Annotated in this window: 17 protein-coding genes and 2 pseudogenes; 12 read left to right on the top strand and 7 right to left on the bottom strand. The window is 48.5% G+C overall.

Features of this window, described 5'->3' with window-relative positions; genetic code table 11:
* Window positions 1-10 precede the first annotated feature (10 nt).
* A complete protein-coding gene (locus RT52_RS14275; RefSeq protein WP_051690382.1) occupies window positions 11-307 on the top strand; it encodes a spore coat protein in 297 nt (98 codons plus the stop codon).
* Window positions 308-392: 85 nt separating this feature from the next.
* Here the strand turns inward: RT52_RS14275 and RT52_RS14270 are convergent, their stop codons facing one another.
* Window positions 393-1,592, bottom strand: a complete 1,200-nt coding sequence (locus RT52_RS14270; protein WP_034818051.1) for an MDR family MFS transporter — start codon at window positions 1,590-1,592, stop codon at window positions 393-395.
* 186 nt (window positions 1,593-1,778) lie between these two features.
* Complete coding sequence (locus RT52_RS14265; protein WP_034818050.1) at window positions 1,779-2,765, bottom strand: metallophosphoesterase family protein; 987 nt, start codon at window positions 2,763-2,765, stop codon at window positions 1,779-1,781.
* Between the two features lie 121 nt (window positions 2,766-2,886).
* On the opposite strand from RT52_RS14265, the gene RT52_RS14260 reads away from it, so the two are divergent.
* Entirely contained in the window at window positions 2,887-3,501 is a 615-nt protein-coding gene (locus RT52_RS14260; protein WP_034818049.1) for a flavodoxin family protein, read from the top strand.
* Window positions 3,502-3,542: 41 nt separating this feature from the next.
* Here the strand turns inward: RT52_RS14260 and RT52_RS14255 are convergent, their stop codons facing one another.
* The 3 genes from RT52_RS14255 to RT52_RS14245 form a co-directional block, all read right to left on the bottom strand.
* Window positions 3,543-4,028, bottom strand: coding sequence for a hypothetical protein (locus tag RT52_RS14255; protein ID WP_034818048.1), 486 nt, complete (start codon window positions 4,026-4,028; stop codon window positions 3,543-3,545).
* Between the two features lie 210 nt (window positions 4,029-4,238).
* Window positions 4,239-5,120 carry a phosphogluconate dehydrogenase (NAD(+)-dependent, decarboxylating) gene (gene gnd / locus RT52_RS14250; RefSeq protein WP_034818047.1) on the bottom strand — a complete coding sequence of 294 codons (882 nt, stop codon included), beginning with the start codon at window positions 5,118-5,120 and terminating at the stop codon, window positions 4,239-4,241.
* A gap of 35 nt (window positions 5,121-5,155) precedes the next feature.
* A complete protein-coding gene (locus RT52_RS14245; protein ID WP_034818046.1) occupies window positions 5,156-5,389 on the bottom strand; it encodes a hypothetical protein in 234 nt (77 codons plus the stop codon).
* A 431-nt stretch (window positions 5,390-5,820) separates the two neighbouring features.
* Here RT52_RS14245 and RT52_RS14240 point away from each other — a divergent pair, with 431 nt between their 5' ends.
* The 4 genes from RT52_RS14240 (at window position 5,821) to RT52_RS14225 (ending at window position 9,976) form a co-directional block, all read left to right on the top strand.
* A complete protein-coding gene (locus tag RT52_RS14240) occupies window positions 5,821-6,750 on the top strand; it encodes an LCP family glycopolymer transferase (protein WP_081852731.1) in 930 nt (309 codons plus the stop codon).
* 67 nt (window positions 6,751-6,817) lie between these two features.
* Complete coding sequence (locus RT52_RS14235) at window positions 6,818-7,675, top strand: YihY/virulence factor BrkB family protein (protein WP_034818044.1); 858 nt, start codon at window positions 6,818-6,820, stop codon at window positions 7,673-7,675.
* A gap of 104 nt (window positions 7,676-7,779) precedes the next feature.
* A complete protein-coding gene (locus RT52_RS14230) occupies window positions 7,780-8,703 on the top strand; it encodes an LCP family glycopolymer transferase (RefSeq protein ID WP_034818043.1) in 924 nt (307 codons plus the stop codon).
* Between the two features lie 82 nt (window positions 8,704-8,785).
* On the top strand, window positions 8,786-9,976 hold the full coding sequence (locus RT52_RS14225; RefSeq protein WP_034818042.1) for an alpha-amylase family glycosyl hydrolase: 1,191 nt from the start codon (window positions 8,786-8,788) through the stop codon (window positions 9,974-9,976).
* A 36-nt stretch (window positions 9,977-10,012) separates the two neighbouring features.
* Here RT52_RS14225 and galE read toward each other — a convergent pair whose 3' ends face one another.
* Window positions 10,013-11,026 carry a UDP-glucose 4-epimerase GalE gene (gene galE / locus RT52_RS14220; RefSeq protein ID WP_034818041.1) on the bottom strand — a complete coding sequence of 338 codons (1,014 nt, stop codon included), beginning with the start codon at window positions 11,024-11,026 and terminating at the stop codon, window positions 10,013-10,015.
* Window positions 11,027-11,044: 18 nt separating this feature from the next.
* Window positions 11,045-12,217: a hypothetical protein gene (locus tag RT52_RS14215; protein ID WP_034818040.1), complete on the bottom strand. Its 1,173-nt coding sequence runs from the start codon at window positions 12,215-12,217 to the stop codon at window positions 11,045-11,047.
* 193 nt (window positions 12,218-12,410) lie between these two features.
* Between RT52_RS14215 and RT52_RS14210 the strand changes: the two genes are divergently transcribed.
* From RT52_RS14210 to RT52_RS14185, 6 genes and pseudogenes are all read left to right on the top strand, one after another.
* Complete coding sequence (locus RT52_RS14210) at window positions 12,411-13,133, top strand: YveK family protein (protein ID WP_034818039.1); 723 nt, start codon at window positions 12,411-12,413, stop codon at window positions 13,131-13,133.
* Entirely contained in the window at window positions 13,126-13,839 is a 714-nt protein-coding gene (locus RT52_RS14205; RefSeq protein ID WP_034818038.1) for a CpsD/CapB family tyrosine-protein kinase, read from the top strand. The genes RT52_RS14210 and RT52_RS14205 overlap by 8 nt, the downstream gene beginning before the upstream one ends.
* Window positions 13,840-13,853: 14 nt before the next feature.
* The gene (locus RT52_RS14200) at window positions 13,854-14,621 is read left to right on the top strand and encodes a tyrosine-protein phosphatase (protein ID WP_034818037.1); all 768 of its coding nucleotides are present in this window, start codon (window positions 13,854-13,856) and stop codon (window positions 14,619-14,621) included.
* 202 nt (window positions 14,622-14,823) lie between these two features.
* A pseudogene (gene galU, locus RT52_RS14195) lies at window positions 14,824-15,751 on the top strand (UTP--glucose-1-phosphate uridylyltransferase GalU).
* Window positions 15,748-16,447 (top strand): annotated as a pseudogene (locus RT52_RS17950) (sugar transferase). The pseudogenes galU and RT52_RS17950 overlap by 4 nt, the downstream one beginning before the upstream one ends.
* Before the next feature lies 1 nt (window position 16,448).
* On the top strand, window positions 16,449-17,759 hold the full coding sequence (locus RT52_RS14185; RefSeq protein ID WP_034818036.1) for an O-antigen ligase family protein: 1,311 nt from the start codon (window positions 16,449-16,451) through the stop codon (window positions 17,757-17,759).
* The last annotated feature ends 9 nt before the right edge of the window (window positions 17,760-17,768 follow it).

Below are 17,768 nucleotides of genomic sequence, written 5' to 3'. Positions count from 1 at the left end.
AGGTTGTTCTATGGGGATCACAGAGAATTTGAAGCGCGCCAGTAAACAACGAGACGAGCTGATCGCGACAGACTTACTCGTCACGGCAAAATCGGTCGTACGGGCCTATGCCGTCGCGGTCACAGAGACGGCCACGCCTGAAGTACGAAAAGTACTCGTCAATCAGTTGAATCAAGCGATTGAAGACCATGCAGAAATCGCCGAGTATATGATTAAACATGACATGTATATGGCGTACGATATCGAGAAGCAACTGAAGCACGATAAAGAAAAGGTCGAGAAAGCTGAACAATTGATTAAAGACTAAGGGAGGGCCAGCTGAAAAGCTGGTCTTTTTTGTTTTAGGAGAAACAGACGAGAAAATCGGATTAGTGGAAGACGGATGACTACGGTCATTCGTCTTCTTTTGTAAGCCGAGTAAACATGTTTGCATAAAGTCCCATCCCGATGAGCGCGGACAGCAAGATGAGTGTGAAGACGGCAATCGGGGACACGAAGCCCGAGGCGAGCACCGTCACCGGCGCGAGGAACTTGCCGATCGTGTTTTGGAGCGTATCGGCTGCGAGGTATTGTCCGCGTGACGCCTCCGGGGCATAGCGGCTGACGAAACTCTGGCTGACCGGAGAGCGGATCAATTCGCCGAACGTGAACACGGTCGTGACGACGAGCAAATACCAGATGTTCGACGAGAAGGCGACGAGGAACGTCCCGAAGCCGGCGAGGAACGTCGACAACAGGAAGACACGTCGTTCGTCCCACGCTCGGAACACGCGCGTGACAGGAATGATGAAGACGACGAACAAGAGCCCGTTATAGGCGACGAGCCAGCCGAACAGGATCGTGTTCGAGACGTCGAACGTGGCCGGGGCCTGTTCGATCAAATAGACCGGTACATACACGTCGAGTTGCATGATGGGGATCAGGGCGAATATGCCGGCAATCAAATAGAGGCGGAACAACGGATCGCGCAAAATCATCGCATACGAACGCCCTTGGGTGCGGAATGTTTTGGCGACCGTCTTCTCAGGTGAGCCCGGCCGTGTCTCACGGGTGAGCGCCGCGAGCAGCACTCCGTATCCGAACAGGACGAAGGCACAGCCTAATAGGAGCGCTTGGCGATGCTCGAAGAAGAGGACCGCCCCAAGGATCGGACCGAGCACGGCGCCGATATTGTTCGACGCCATGAACGTCGCGAACACGTCGCGTAAATGTTCGGTTGGCACGAGGTCGGCGACCATGGCCGAGCTGGCCGGTTTATAGATCGCGCCCATGAAACCGATGCCGATATAGGTGACATAGTCGACGTAGGCGTTCGTCGAGAAGGCGAACGCGAGGAATAAGACCCCTTGCGCGAACGTCCCGACGAGCATGACGGGACGGCGTCCGATCTCGTCCGCGAGCGAACCGCCGATCAAACTGCCGATCAACAGGAACAGCGGTGGCACGGCCATGAGCAGACCGGCCAGCTCGACGCCGAGCGTCTGGGCGAAATAGACGGTGATGAACGGGAAGTACATCCAAAACAACAGATTGAACAGGCCTTCACCGAACAAGCGGACCTTCAGATTGAGGTCCCAGCGGTATGATTCCATCGTTGTGCTCCTTTCAAGAGTCTATCTCTACTGTAGGGAGTTGGACCGAGAAAGAATAGACTTATATTGCGGGATTTGCTACGCTAAGAATAGAAAAAGCGAATATATAGGCGCTTGTTTGCCCTGTACCATAAAACGAACATACGTTTGTAAAATGACCCCCGATGTCTACATCGGGGGTCATTTTTATTGGGTCGTCTTCGTCGCCTTAAAACTGCGGGCGAAAAATTCCTCGAATCGTTCATCGTCTTCCAGCAATGTTCGTCCGGTCATCGACAGCCGGCGCGTCGGAAAACCTGTCGATTGGCTCGGTGTGACGAAATAATCATCAGGATAGTCGGCTAACGTGGAGCGGACGAGCTCGCGTAACACCGTTTCGTCCTCTGCAATCCATTGTTCCGACGAGCCTTCGAGATTGTCGCGTGTGAGCAAGATGCATGACCCGTCCCGGATGAACGGATTGAAACTGAGCCGTCGCGTCTCTGGACCTGTGAATGGTCGAAACTCGTGTGTGATCCCTGAAGGAGTGACCTCCCCGATGACATAGCCGGTCGGCCACGCCTTGCCGCATCCGTCCCACACCGAGAAGACATGACCGGGATAGACGAGGTCGGCACCGCCACGTCGAGTGACCTCATAGCGATGATGATGACCGAGAGCGTAATAGCTGAACCCGAGCCGGGCGACGACAGATGCGGGGAACCGTTGTCGGTCCCCGTGACCGAGGAAGATATTCGGGTACAGGTCGTCTCGCATCGGCGTCCTTGCGACATCCTCTTTCAACCCGGTCTGGTTCGTCTCACAGCTGAGCCCATAAATCGCGGCACCGAGCGCTTCATCGAAGACATAACCGGGTCGAAGGAAACTATGCACGTGCTCAATCTGACGCCAACAGTCGTCGTAAGCGAGCCGATTGATGTCATGGTCCCCGTATACCAAATAGACGGATGCACCGAGGGCGGTCCACGTCTTCAAATACGGGACGAAATCTTCCGGGTCGCTCACTTCGATGTCACCAGCGATGAGCACCGCCTTGATGTTTTCTCGGCGAATGACTTCCGCTAGCTGGGCGAGCTTATCGGCTTGAATGTCAAAACTCGTCCGTTCGGCGGTGATGGCGTTCCCAGTATGTCTTGCATGATGTAAATCGGCAATATGGATGAAGCGTGTCATTAGCAAAGCCTCCTACAGCTAGTTTATCCTAATTTTCCCATGTGAAGGCAGGCATGTCGACAAGATTAAGCTTCCTACTCACCGGGAACACCTAACTGTTAATCATCTAAGGAGGGATTCGATGAAAGCCTTATTCTTGAACTGTTCGTTGAAAGGCGAGGGCACGACCTCGCACACGGAAGGGCTCATGAAAGATATCATTCCACACTTCGACAAACTCGGGGTCGACTCGGAGATTGTCCGTGTCGTCGACTACAACGTCGCGTTCGGAGTGACGGAAGATGAAGGGGACGGGGACGAGTGGCCGCAAATCTTCGAGAAAGTGAAGGCCGCCGACATCCTCATCATCGGGACACCACTTTGGCTAGGTGAGAAGAGCAGCGTCGCGACGCAAGTCATCGAGCGGCTATACGGAGGAAGCGCCTTAACGAACGATAAAGGCCAGGCCATCTATTACAACAAAGTCGGCGGTGTCGTCGTGACAGGGAACGAGGACGGGGCGAAACATGCCTGTGCGTCCATCTTGTACGGGCTATCCCATATCGGCTTCACTGTCCCGCCGAACGTCGACACGTATTGGGTCGGTGAGGCCGGTCCGGGCGACTCATACATCGATGCCGGCCGCGACAACGCCTTCACGAGAAAGAACGGTCGTGTCATGGCGTACAACCTCTACCATTTCGCGAACCTATTGAAGCAGACTCCAATCCCGGCGGAAGGTAACGTGATGGAGTAGAAGGCAGCAGAACAGCCCCTCGAGATGAGGGGCTGTTCTTGTTAGAAACGCGTTTTGAGTTCATGCTTTTGAAAGTGTTCTAACAACCAAACCGAGATGTGATCGATGAAGTCCTCCCCGACCCAGCACGGTTTCAAGTGGAACCAATTCATATGCGAGTCCGATTGGAAAACCATGATCCCGTTCGATAGCCAGGCCGTTCGCGCGCGCATCATGACTTTACCGACACGGATCGTGGCATAGATGTTCTCCATTTCCTTTTGATAGGTCACGATCATCTCGACGCCGCTACCATCCTCGGTCGTTCGTCGGAGCCTGAGGAAATGAATCCGGGTGATGGGGACTGCGAACGCCTGACAAAAGAACAGACCGCCATGTTCGGACGCATGAAACGCTTGCTTGACGAGACTGTTGAAGCAATCGTCCAAGTCTCGCCAGTCATTTGTCTGTTTACGGAAGACGGGCCTGTCTCCTGGCTCATAAAGCTCTTTCGGGATGGAGATCTTATAATCGGGAAGTTTACGCATCATGCCGGCTCCTTCTATGTCACAAGATATGCTGCTCTTTCATCATACGCCTGCTGAAACGAAAAGAGTTTTACAGAAATTAGTACATTTAATCGACAAATGTATAGAAATTCCATTCATACCAACGTTTGTTCGCGACGAGACGGGCGGATAATCGTCACATCACAAAAAAACGCCGGCCAAATTCGATTCGACCGACGCTTACAACGATTATTTCTTCTCCACCGCATGCCCGCCGAACTCGTTTCGGAGCGCGGCGACGACCTTGCCAGAGAACGTGTCCTCCTCGAGCGAGCGTTGCCGCATCATCAGCGACAGGGCGATGACCGGAGCCGGCACGCCATACTCGAGCGCCGTCTCGACCGTCCATTTCCCTTCGCCGGACGAATGCATGACCCCTTTGATTCCGTCGAGCTTCGCGTCTTTATGGAACGCGCTCTCGGTCAGCTCCATGAGCCATGAGCGGACGACCGATCCGCGGTTCCAGACGCGAGCGACTTGTTCGTGATCGTAATCGAACGGACTCTTCTCGAGAATCTCGAACCCTTCGGCGATCGCCTGCATCATGCCGTACTCGATGCCGTTATGGACCATCTTCAAGAAGTGCCCGCTACCACTCGGACCGGCGTACAAGTAGCCGTTGTCCGTCGACACGTCGGAGAAGAGCGCCTCGATCTTGCCGAACGCCTCCATGTCCCCGCCGATCATCGTGCACGCCCCGTGCCGTGCCCCTTCCATGCCGCCACTCGTCCCGACGTCGAAGAAGTAGATCAGCTTTTCTTTGAAATGCTCGGCACGTGCGATCGACTGCTTATAGTTCGAGTTCCCGCCATCAATCACGATGTCGCCTGGCGATAACAGCTGATGCAAATCCGCTAATACGTGATCTGTCACTTCGCCAGCCGGCACCATCACCCAGACGACGCGCGGCGCTTTCAAGCTGTCGATGACCGCCTCGAGCGAGTCTTTCGTCTCGAACTGGCTCGTCGACACGTTGCCCGGGTCGTAGCCGAGGACGCGGTGGCCCGCATCCGTCAAGTTGAGCGCGAGGTTCAACCCCATCTTGCCTAAACCAATCATTCCGATTTCCATATCGTCACCCCTTCATGAATCTATTCTTAATAGGGTTACCCGAAATCGGTTTGCTTCAAAAGAGCCGGTTTCACTTCACTGATCCGATAGGCGAGAATCTCGCCGACCGGGATGTTCCATCCGTCGCTCAACTCGACGAAGTCGTTCAGCGGGCTAGCGGTTTGAAGCGTCTCTTTAAACGTGCGTTCAACATCAAAGATTGTACTGCCGTAAGCATAAAATGTGACCGTCTGTCCTTCTCTCAAATAACATGTGACGACGTAGCGCATGGAGAGCTCCTTTTCCAATGTGTCATTTACATTACACTTTCATTACACTAGAATTAATTATGACAAAAAATGATGCTTCTGTCTCATTTTTTCAAAAGATGAAGTCAATGGATTGGGCATTCTTCACGTTTTTGATTTAATTGGAAATGAGCAGACGGGAATTCCGGGTCTCTAGACCTAATCGATAAGAGGAGATGAAAGAGAGCGGTTCATTGCGCGTGATATACTAAGTGAACTGGGAAAAGAAGTCACTTAACATACAGGTTTAAAAGCCGATAGAGTAACAGAACCGGACTGATGTGAAATGAAATTGTTTACCTTTTTTTGAAATTTTAGATTATTTTTTGTAGATTGATGATAAAATAAATGCGTTATGGACGGTATCAACGGGTGTAGAGAGGTGTCATGAAATGGAAGAAAGCAAGAGACGTATGAAGAAACGGCGAAAGAAGACGTCACGCGGACGTCGCATCGCCTATATCGCAGCAAGTATCATCGGGGTGTTCCTGCTCATCGGAGTCGGGATGGCCTTTTATGCATACAATCAAATCGATTCGACGGTAGACCGTCTGAATGAATCAGCGGGCCTTAGCCCCAAGCGGATGAACAACGATACGATTCGTGAGAAGAAGCCGATGTCCGTCTTGCTTCTTGGCGTCGATCGTCGCGCGGACGAACAGGGACGGAGTGACTCGATTATCGTCATGACACTCAATCCGAACACGGACCGTAGCGCGATGTTGTCGATTCCTCGAGATACGAAGACGGAAATCGTCGGCAAAGGTACACAGGATAAGATCAACCATGCGTACGCATTCGGCGGGGCTGAGATGGCGATGGCTTCTGTCGAGAATTTACTCGGCATCCCAATCGATTACGTGGCCGAGGTCGACATGAAAGGCTTCCAAGACGCAGTCGATTTGTTCGGCGGTGTAACGGTGACGAACAACTTGGCGTTTACGTCCGGTGACTATTCTTTCGAACCGGGCACGATTACAATGGACGGGTCAAAAGCGCTCGCCTACACACGGATGCGTTATGACGATCCAAACGGAGACTTCGGACGCCAAGAGCGCCAGCGGCAAGTCATCTCGGCACTCGTCAACAAAGGGACGAACGACTTCTCGATTTCGAAGTTCAACAACATGCTTGACGTCCTTGGACACAATGCGAAGACGAACATCACGTTCAAAGAGTTGCGCACGTTGTCGACGGACTATATGACCGCGTTTAAAAACCAGGACGTGCTTCGCCTAGAAGGGTCTGGCGGAAAAGAAGGCGACGGGATTTATTACTGGCGCCCGGACGCGGCATCACTCTCTGAAGTGAGCGGCTTTTTGAACGAATTGATGGAACGATAATCTGTGACGCCTGATTACTCGGGCGTCTTTTTTGTGGGATAATAGAAAGAAAAAAGGAGGGACTTCGTTGGTTGAACGCTTGATTCGGCTCGCAATCGATGTACGCCATCGTTTTCGTGACCATCACATTAACGACTATAGCGCCACGCTCGCCTTCTTTTGGTTTCTCGCCATCTTTCCAACTTTCTTTCTCGTCTTTGCGTTCGCTGCATTTTTTAAAATCGAAGACTCTCTTTTGATCGAACAAATCGAGATTCTCGTGCCGGGGGAGACCGTCCGTGACTTGTTTAGCATCGTCTATGACGTGAGCGGGAACATTAACGTCGGACTCGTCTCGTTCGGGGCGCTCATCGTCATCTGGTCGGCGACGAACGGAACGGCCCGACTCGTCAAACTGACCGTCTTCGCGTATGGAGAGACGGAAGCGCGCGGTTACTTGCATCGTCGGTTCATCGGCTTGATCACGCTCGCCGCCTGGAGCGTCGGGGCCGTCATCCTCGTCGTGTTCCACGTGTTCAGTCAAGAGTTCCTCGAGCTGTTATATCGTGCCGCGCCGGTGGTCGAAGAGTTCTCTCGCCTCGCGACGCTCACGCGTTACACGGTCTCCACGATTATTTTGATCATCGCGTTCTCTGCCTTTTATATGATTGCACCGCAACAACGGGTGCGATTTTATGACGCCTTACCGGGTGCCGTTTTTGCTGTTATTTCCTGGCAACTCATTTCGACCGGATACAGTGTCTACGTGGACCGGTTCACGATGTTCGGAGAAACGTACGGGACAATTGGCCTCGTCATCTTGCTTCAAATTTGGCTGTACTTGACCGCTGTGACGATGCTGCTCGGGGCAGAAATCAATGCGGCCTGGACGTATCATTTTCCAAAGCGAGGAGGCGGAGGGAAGCGGAAAACACATTTCCCATAAAAACACACAAAGATATCCTTAGTATTTTTTGGTAAAGTACTATAATATAGCACGAGGAAAGGGAATCCTTTTTGTAAAGAATTTTGGAAAGAAGGTGGCGTTCGATGGCGAGACATCGAAAAAAACGAAACGGGCGTCGCGTCCTATTCATCACCCTCGGCATCCTCGCGCTCTTTTTCATCGCGGGCGGAGCGATGACGTGGTCAATGTATCGGGACATGAATGATACCGTCTCGAAAGTAAATCAAAATCTCGAAGTGCGAGAAGAACGCAGAAACGTGGAAACGATCGTGGAAGAGAAATCCGTTTCAATTCTTCTCCTTGGGATTGACCGTGAGGAAGGTCAACGTGGCCGGAGTGACTCCATCATCGTCATGACGTTAAACCCGGCGACAGACGAAGGGGCAATGTTGTCGATTCCGCGTGATACGAAAACAGAGATTGTCGGCTACGGCACGCGAGATAAAATCAACCATGCCTACGCGTTTGGCGGAACGGACATGGCGATGGATACGGTCGAAGCCTTGCTCGACATCCCGATTGATTACGTCGTCGAAGCAGACATGGAAGCCTTCACAGAAGTCGTCGACACGCTCGGTGGTGTAACGGTGACGAATACGTTTGCGTTCGAACAAGACAACCATACATTCCCGGTCGGCGAAATCGAGTTGAACGGAGCGGAGGCACTCGCCTATTCGCGCATGCGCTATGAGGACCCGAACGGGGACTTTGGACGTCAAGAACGGCAACGGGCCATCGTCGCAGCCATCGTCGAAAAAGGGCGGAGCAGCTTCTCGGTCGACACTGTGACACGTCTCCTTGAAGTGGTAGGGGACCATGCGAAGACGAACCTGGAATTTAACGAACTCGTCGCCTTATCTACCGATTACATGAAGGCGTTCCAGAACGCCAGTACGCTTCGGATCGAAGGGGCTGGTGGGAAGGAAAGCAACGGCATCTATTACTGGAACCCAGACCCGACATCTCTAGCAGAAGTGCAACAAGAATTGAAACGATTGATGGAATGAGTCGCCTACAGTGCGGCTCTTTTTTGCGTTTAGAAGTGTACGAACGGTGGGACTGATAAAGAGAGAAGACAGGAGGGATTGGATGATTTGGGAACACGTAAAACCGATTGTCGATGAGCTCGTCGACGATCATTCCACTACGGAGTGGCAACAAGTATTCATGAAGTGGGATGCCCAGACGTGGCATGACGGTGACGCACCGACTGAACAGACGAACGTCCTCATGATTGATGCGAACGCCGTCACGACGAAGGGTACACCTGACCTCGATGCGCTCCACGAGTTATTGAAAGACCATGTGCAAGCGTCAATCAGCGACTTGTATCTCGTGTCGCTGTTCCCGTATGCCAAAGAGACGAGCGACACCCGTGTCAATCCAAGGATTCGTTTACTCGAGGACCTGGGGCGGTTCCACCAAGAGTTTGGGCTCATGTACGACGCGGAACCGGACGTCTATAACGAGACTCAGTTTGATCTTTTAAAAGAGACCAATTTGTTCATCGAACGGCTCACCCAAGGCGCGACGGCGCTCCGCGTCCACGTCCAGTCGTTCCGAGGGATGCCGGAGGAGCGGATTCGACTCGTCTTGACCCTATGGCATCGCGTGCTTCATCATTATAAGCCGAACGGACAATTGATTCTCGCATATGAGGGGGACACGAGACACGTACCCGCTTATTTCGATGTCGCCGATGCGATTTGTCACTTCGACCTCGCCTCGCACGTTCTTCTCGCATTCGCCCAAGGCGATGCGACACGGTTACGGGACTGGGCCCACTACGAGGCGCCACCAGAAGGAAAGACGTACTACAATTTCCTATCGAGTCCTGAACGTGACCCGTTCGAAAAGAACTTAATCAACCCGCCACCGGAACAAATTCTCGCCGCTCACAGCATCCTCTTGTCTTTACGCGGCATCCCGGCCCTTGATTATCGGACGCTGCTCGGTGTGACGACACCGGTCGAGCGAGATGCGCTCATTCAAGACGTGAAGACGGACCCCCATCGGTTAAACGTCTTCTCTGGCATTCTCAGCCAATTGAACGTCAAGCGGACGCATGCGGCGCTCTCGCCTTATGCACGTGAACGAATCGTCTCGGTCGACGACCGGGTGTTCGCCGTCGAGCGGACGGACGGGGAAGCGACGCTCACGCTTTATACGAACGTCTCGAATGAAACGGTGACGCTTCCTGTCCAAGGCACGAACGTGTTCACGGAAGAACCGGTCGAGACGGTTGAACTCGCGCCTTACGGCTTTATCTGGATGCATTAAAATACCCCTGTTCGCCTCGTAGCGAACAGGGGTATTTTATGCGTACCCGTTCGGGTTGTTCGACTGCCAGTGCCATGCATCACGACACATGTCTTCGATTCCGTGTGTGGCTTGCCAATTCAGGACTTGTCTCGATTTTGTTGGGTCGGCGAAACAAATCGCGATGTCGCCCGGACGTCGCGGAGCGATCGTATAGGGAATCGTTTGTCCGCTAGCACGCTCGAACGCTTTGACTAGGTCGAGGACGCTATAGCCTTCCCCGGTCCCTAAGTTGAACGCCTCGGCACCCGTATGGTTCATTACATAATCAACAGCTTTCAAATGACCTGCTGCAAGGTCGACGACATGAATGTAGTCACGGACACCCGTCCCGTCCACGGTATCGTAGTCATCGCCGAAGACGCTCAACTTCTCGAGGCGGCCGACGGCGACTTGCGTGATGTACGGCATCAAGTTGTTCGGAACATCGAACGGGTCTTCGCCGATTTGACCGGAAGCGTGTGCACCGATCGGGTTGAAATAACGAAGGAGCGCGATGCTCCATTCACTGTCGGCAATGGCGACGTCACGCATGATCTCCTCGATCATCAGCTTCGTCCGTCCGTAAGGATTCGTTGCGCTGAGCGGGAACGATTCGTCGATGGGGGTCCGTTCCGGCATCCCGTAGACGGTAGCCGAAGAACTGAACACGATTCGTTTCACATCGAACGCCTGCATGACCTCGAGCAGGACGGTCGTCCCAACGACGTTATTCTCGTAATAGCGAAGCGGTTCGTTCACCGATTCGCCGACTGCTTTCAAGCCGGCGAAGTGGATGACCGCGTCAATCGTGTGGGTGAGGAAAATCTGTTCGAGTAACTCACGGTTCAAGATGTCACCGAGATAGAACGTGACAGATTTTCCGGTTAACGTCTCGACGCGTGCGAGCGCCTCACGGCGACTGTTGGATAAATTGTCGAGCACGATGACGTCATAATCTTGTTCAAGCAATTGTAGGACGGTATGCGTACCGATATAGCCGGCACCGCCTGTCACAAAAATAGTAGGCATGGGGCAAGCTCCTTTTCATTAAATTTCGGTCAAGCGGACCCGTGTCGAACCGTTCGTCCCGATGAAGAGACGAAGCGAGTAAGTCTCACTCTCATACACGACAGCGTCTTCCGTCTCAAGCGTCGGTTCGCCGAGTGTCATGAAGCTTTCTTTAGATACTCCGGTATTCGTCCAATCGATGGCATGGACCGTCTCATCTTGGATGACGAAGAAGACCCCGCTATAGAACGCGTACAAGTTCAACGCATCGCGCTCTTCGCCGAACGGTTGGCCGATCGCGTCATAAAGCTCGCTCTCGCTGTAGGCGACAAACGTTTCGGGTGGGTTCGTGTAAGTCATATTTAGATTCGTCTCGACCCATGAGAGAATCACCTCGTCGGTCAAAGATGCCGATTTCCATTCCGCGGTCGTCGACGCAGTCGGGGCCCAAGCTGTTGCGTCCCCGAGACGGACTTCGACATACTCGCCTTCTGTCCCGACGATGTCATACCGGTCCCCGATGTCGCCGATATAGGTGACGGACGAGCTGTTTGGTGCACTCACTAAGTCGACGTTCTTTGTCGTGAGCCACACGCTCTCGACAGCCGGTGTTTCTGCGACGGGTTCCGGTGCCGGTTGCTCTGTTTTCGGCTCGTTTGCCTCTTCGCGTGACTCGAGCAAGTCGAGTACATATGGATAGGCCACGTATCCGCCACCACCTAGAAGTAAGAGTAGGGCGAGCACGGCGAGCAAGCCGCCGCGTCGTTTGCGTGGACGGGCCGGTTCAATCGCGCGTTGATATTTCGCCCGTTCGGCCCGGGACGGAATTTCTGCTTCCGGGGTGTAGCGTCGTTTCGGCGTGTCAGCGGGTGTTACGACTTTCTCGATCGGTGGAGGTGGCACGTCGGTCTCAGTCGTTTCAATCGCGTCCTGGCTCTCAGTCGCGAGGACCGTATCGATTCGTTCTAAAAGGGACACATAATATAGAAGGAAAGCGCTATCTTTTTTCCCTTCCTGGATCCACGTTGTAAACGATTCAGCCGTATGTACTTCGGTTGAGAGCTCGCTATTTCGTTCTCCTGTCAATTGTTCGAATGAATCGATGAGTGAAGTTGGCTCGGAGAGGGCGTGTTGAATTTTAGTTTGCAAGGCGGTTCGTTTCGAGCTCGAGTGCTCGGCGTAAAACTGGAGTAAGCGTTCACTTACATGCACGGATGACTCCTCCTTCTGTTAAGTTCTTCCTCTTGAAGTTTATCAGATTTGTATGCCAAATAAACCAAAATTTAAAAATTGGGTCATCACCCACCAAAAAATTTGCTATAATATTTGAGTATTGTCATTTTAAATATTATCTGCGGGATTTTTCCAGCAGTCGATTAATGAACAGAGGAGCGGAAGAACACACATGAATGAAGAAACGATCTCATTAGGAGAATTATTCTCCATCTTAAAACGAAGCAAATGGCTCATTGCGAGTCTTACAGTCACAGCAGCCATCATCGCATTTTTAATTAGTTCATTTGTCATCAGCCCTACATATGAGGCGTCGACACAAGTGCTCGTTGCACCGAAGCAAACGGAAAACACGATTGATTTAGGGCAAGTCCAGTCTTCAATCAACTTAGTTAATACGTATCGCGTCATTATTCAGAGTCCAGCAATTCTTGAAGCTGTACAAGAGAATGTGGTCGGTGCTCCAGCAGACATTAGTGAATTGATCACGGTGAACAGCGAACAAAACTCGCAAGTCATCAACTTGAAAGTACAACATACGAACCCGGTGCTTGCGACCGATATCGCCAATGAGATTAGTTCGGTCTTCGCTTCGGAAGTCCCGGAACTTATGAGTGGAGTCGATAACGTCAAAGTGCTTTCAGAGGCGTCAATTCCGATGTCACCGGTGAAACCGAACATTCTGCTTAACACGGCGATTGCAGCCGTACTCGGGATGATGATTGGGGTCGCGATCGCATTCCTAAAAGTCGTGCTCGATCGTCGCATCAAGACAGAACAAGACGTCGAAAATATCCTTGAGTTGCCTGTCCTCGGTTCGATTCCAGTTATTGAAAAAGTCGACATGAAACAACAGCGTCAGCCGCGCGTGAAAGGAGAAGAGGTCCGTGTTTAAGTTTGGAAAAAAGAAAAAACATGCCGAGTATGACAAGTCAGGTCGTGACTTAATCACGGTCGTGAAGCCGAAGTCGCCAATCTCGGAGCAGTACCGGACGATTCGGACGAACCTCGAGTTTACGGCGGTGGATGACGAATTACAGACGATGGTCATCACGTCCTCTTCTTCAGGAGAAGGGAAATCGACGACGTCGTCGAACCTTGCTGTCGTCTATGCCCAGCAAGGAAAACGCGTCCTCTTGATGGACTGTGACATGCGTCGTCCGACGGCTCATTTCACGTTCCGTGTCTCGAATGGAATCGGGCTATCGACCGTCCTGGCAAAGAAGACGACGATTGAAAAAGCCGTCCATACGACGCAAGTCGAGAATCTTGAATTGCTCGCAGCAGGTCCGATCCCACCGAACCCATCCGAGCTCTTATCCTCGAAAATGATGGACCGTGTGTTAGAAGAATTAAAAGAGACTTATGACGTCATCATCTTAGATGCGCCACCGATGATGCAAGTAGCGGACACGCGACTGTTGGCGCGTAAAGTTGATGGGGTCGTTCTCGTCGTCGGTTGTGACAAGTCCGATCGTCAAATGGTCATCAAGTCAAAAGAACAGTTAGTCCTCGCCGATGCACATATTTTAGGTGTCGTCTTGAATAAGCGTGAGCCACAAGGCAGTGACGACTACTACTATTATTACGCGTACGAATAAAAGGAGTGCCCGCCATGATTGATCTTCATTGTCACTTGCTCCCGGCCGTCGATGACGGGCCTGGGACAATCGAACAAGCTGTCGAGATGGCGAAACGCGCGGCAAGCGAAGGGGTGACCGCAATCGTGGTCACACCCCACGCGTTTCATCCCCAGTTCGACACAGCCTCATTAAACTTCCAGCACGCGACGTCCACATTACAAACGATTCTTCATCAAGAAGGATTAAAAATAGATTTATATCCAGGTCAAGAAATCCGTGTCTTCGGGGACCTTGTCGAAGCACTTGAAAAAGGAGAGGCCCTCTCGCTTGCAGGTTCACGCTACGTACTAGTTGAGTTCCCAAGTGACTCCGTACCAGCATATGCCGAACAACTCTTCTTCGCTCTGCAAACCGACGGGTATACACCAATCATTGCTCATCCTGAACGTAACAAAGAATTCGCAACGAATCCGAAGCGGTTAATGGACTTCGTTTCGTCCGGAGCGTTGTCACAAATCACAACCGGAAGCCTGACGGGTGAGTTCGGTCAAAACGTGAAGGAGTTGTCGTTCGCATTTTTACGAAACGGCCTAAGCCATATTCTTGCATCAGATGCGCATAGTAACGGACGACGTACGTTCTATTGGGCAGAAGCGGAGAGAACGGTCATGACGGAACTCGGCGAAGAGGCATGGGAAACGTATATGGCGAACGCCGAGGCCATCCTTCGAGATGAATTTGTATTTATCGATCCACCAACACTCCCGGAAAAAAACTGGCGTGGAAAATGGAAAAAATAATAATTAAAAGTCAGTCACTTTTGAGTAAGGAAAACCTATTTTTGTCGATAACTGTCGAACGAAAATAGGTTTATTTTACTGCTATGTCTTTTTTTAAATGGGTAAATGGTGTTAAATTTAAAATATATTTTCACTGTATGGAAGAAGTATCCTTTCATAAAGGGATTAACCAAATAATAAATATTCTTTAAGGAGGAGTATCATGACATTGAAAAAAGTAAAAAAAGCGGTCATCCCGGCGGCGGGTCTCGGCACACGTTTCCTCCCGGCGACGAAGGCGATGCCGAAAGAGATGTTGCCGATTGTCGATAAGCCGACGATTCAATACATCATCGAAGAAGCGGTCGATTCGGGCATCGAAGACATCTTGATCGTGACAGGGAAAGGAAAGCGGGCGATCGAAGATCATTTCGATTCAGTACCTGAACTTGAACAGACGTTGATTGAAAAAGGAAAGTCTGAATTTTTGAAGCTCGTCGAAGAGACGACGAACATTAACATTCACTTTATCCGTCAATCAAAGCCGATGGGACTCGGTCATGCGGTCTTGCAAGCGAAAGCTTTTGTAGGAGATGAACCGTTTGTCGTCATGCTTGGGGATGATATTGTGCAGGCCGATGTACCGTGCACGAAACAATTAATTGAACAATATGAAATTACAAATAGCTCAATTATTGGGGTACAGCCGGTAGCGTACGAAGACACCCAACGGTATGGAATTGTAGACCTTAGTTCAAGTGTTTCAGAGACATTACATAAAGTGAAGTCGTTTGTTGAAAAACCTGAGCCAGGAACAGCACCGTCAAACCTTGCAATTTTAGGGCGATATCTGTTTACACCTGAAATCTTTAAATATTTAGAAACACAAGAGCCTGGGGCGGGGGAATGAAATTCAGTTGACGGATGCGATTACGCGTTTGAACGAAATGCAGCGTGTGTTTGCTTATGAGTTTGATGGTACTAGATACGATGTTGGAGAAAAACTTGGTTTTCTAAAAACAACAATAGAATTTGCGTTGAAGAGAGAAGATTTAAGATGGGAGTTGATAGAAATAATGAAAAATTTATTGGAATCAGATAAACAATATTTAGATAAGCGAATCTTTACAGAGGAAGGAGTAATAAAATGATCAATGCTTACAAAGAAATAAGTACAACAGTTCTAGAAGTTAGCTCCAAAAGAATAGAGTCGGAAATATTATATAGTCATGAAATTGAATATAACACTTATGATTTCATGAAAAGAGTAGTAGATATATTTTTGTCGTTAATAGGATTAATATTGTTAGTCCCGCTTTTTATTATTATAGCCTTCGCGATTAAATTTGAGAGCAAAGGAGGAAGTGTTTTTTATTCCCAAGATAGAGTAGGGATTGATGGGAAGGTGTTTAAAATGTACAAATTTCGCTCCATGATTCCTAACGCTGATGACTTACTGGGAAGTCTTCAAATCAAAAAACGAAGTTTCTGGGAATATGTTTAAAATGAAGAATGATCCACGAGTAACTAAAGTTGGGGCATTTATTCGTAAGACTAGTGTTGATGAGTTTCCTCAACTATTCAATGTATTAAGAGGAGAAATGTCAATAGTTGGCCCTAGACCGCCATTAGTTAGAGAATATTTAAACTATAGCGAATTTCACAAAACTCGAATGTTTGTAAAACCAGGATGTACAGGGATTTGGCAGGCAACACTGAGAAACAGTGTCGGATTTGAAGAAATGTTTTACTTAGATATGATTTATATTCAGAAAAGAAGTCTAAAATTAGATTTAGTTATAATTTTGTTAACTATTAAGAGCATTTTTACTTTCAAAGGAGTCTAATATGGAATGGATCATAGCATTCTTTTTTTGTATATTCGTTATTTTAATTGCATATGGATTACATGGATCTAATAGTTCGTGGAGTAATATTATATGGATTACTCCTATATTGGTAAACCCTAATTTACTTTTAGGAGAACAGAATGGAGAAGGAATTTATACAAATATATTAATAATGTATATTTTTGTTTGGGGAGTATATTCCTCTTTTTTTAATAAAAGAGTTAAAGAATTAGATTTGAAAAATAAAGATTTATATTTTATTCAAGCACTGCTATTTCTTCAAATTTTCGTTTCAGTTTTTCAAATACTAACTCTTGAAATTCGAAGCTATAACATATGGTTTAATGATCTGACATTTGTTATCTCTATTATTTTTATTATTCAAACCTTAAGAATGTTGAATTTAAATGAAAATAAGAAATACTTTAATAATATTATAAAGGGAATCCTTATTATAAGTTTAATTAATAGCATGTTAGGAATTATTCAATATATATTCAAAAAAACATTTTTAATTTTTAATAATGAAGCTACAGTTTTTTATACGGAGGGTGCTAAAGAAGGAATAAGAGTTATTGGTTTGGTTGGAGCAAATAATGGAGCTGGAAATTTAGGCGCATTGTTATTTTCAATCACATTATTTTCTCTATATAAAAAGAGAAATATGCTAACTATTAACGCATTTTCTTTTAATATTATCTTTACAATATTAACTTTCACTCGTATTGCAATAATATCAATTTTGGTGCAACTATTAATTTTCTTAATCTATATAACTGTAAAAAGCATTAGAAAGAATTCCGTAAAAATTGTAAGTCTCATTAATTTTTCCATTGCTTTAACTTGCATTTTAGCTATTCTTGCTTTTGTTTCCGATGATTTATACCGAATTTTTATAGTTGACCGTGGAAATACAACTGACAGTAGATTCTTGCAATTTTACTATATATTCAATTATGTTTTCGCTACTAATAAATTTGATTTTGTTGGAATAGGAGCAGGGAATTATACTTATTATCTATATGAAAATTACGGTATATATGACATTGTCATTCATTCATTTTTTTTGAATACTTTAGTTGAAAAGGGCATACTTTCGTTTATGTCTTTTGTTCTTATATATATATTGATTTTTAAAGAGATGTACAAAATATTACCAAAAGAAAATAAATGGATTTCTTTTTCAGTTGTATTTGGATATTTAATTGTAATTAATGGGAACCCGAGTCAATATTATTTATTGCCGAATATATTATTTTTCTTATTTTGCTTCTCGATAGTTTTCAGATATAGAAATGTGAAAGTTTAGGTGAGAGAA

Source organism: Exiguobacterium alkaliphilum 12/1 (assembly GCF_000714435.1).
Classification (GTDB): domain Bacteria; phylum Bacillota; class Bacilli; order Exiguobacteriales; family Exiguobacteriaceae; genus Exiguobacterium; species Exiguobacterium alkaliphilum.
The sequence above is the reverse complement of the archived record's forward strand: the minus strand, read 5'-3'. Positions and strand labels throughout refer to the sequence as shown.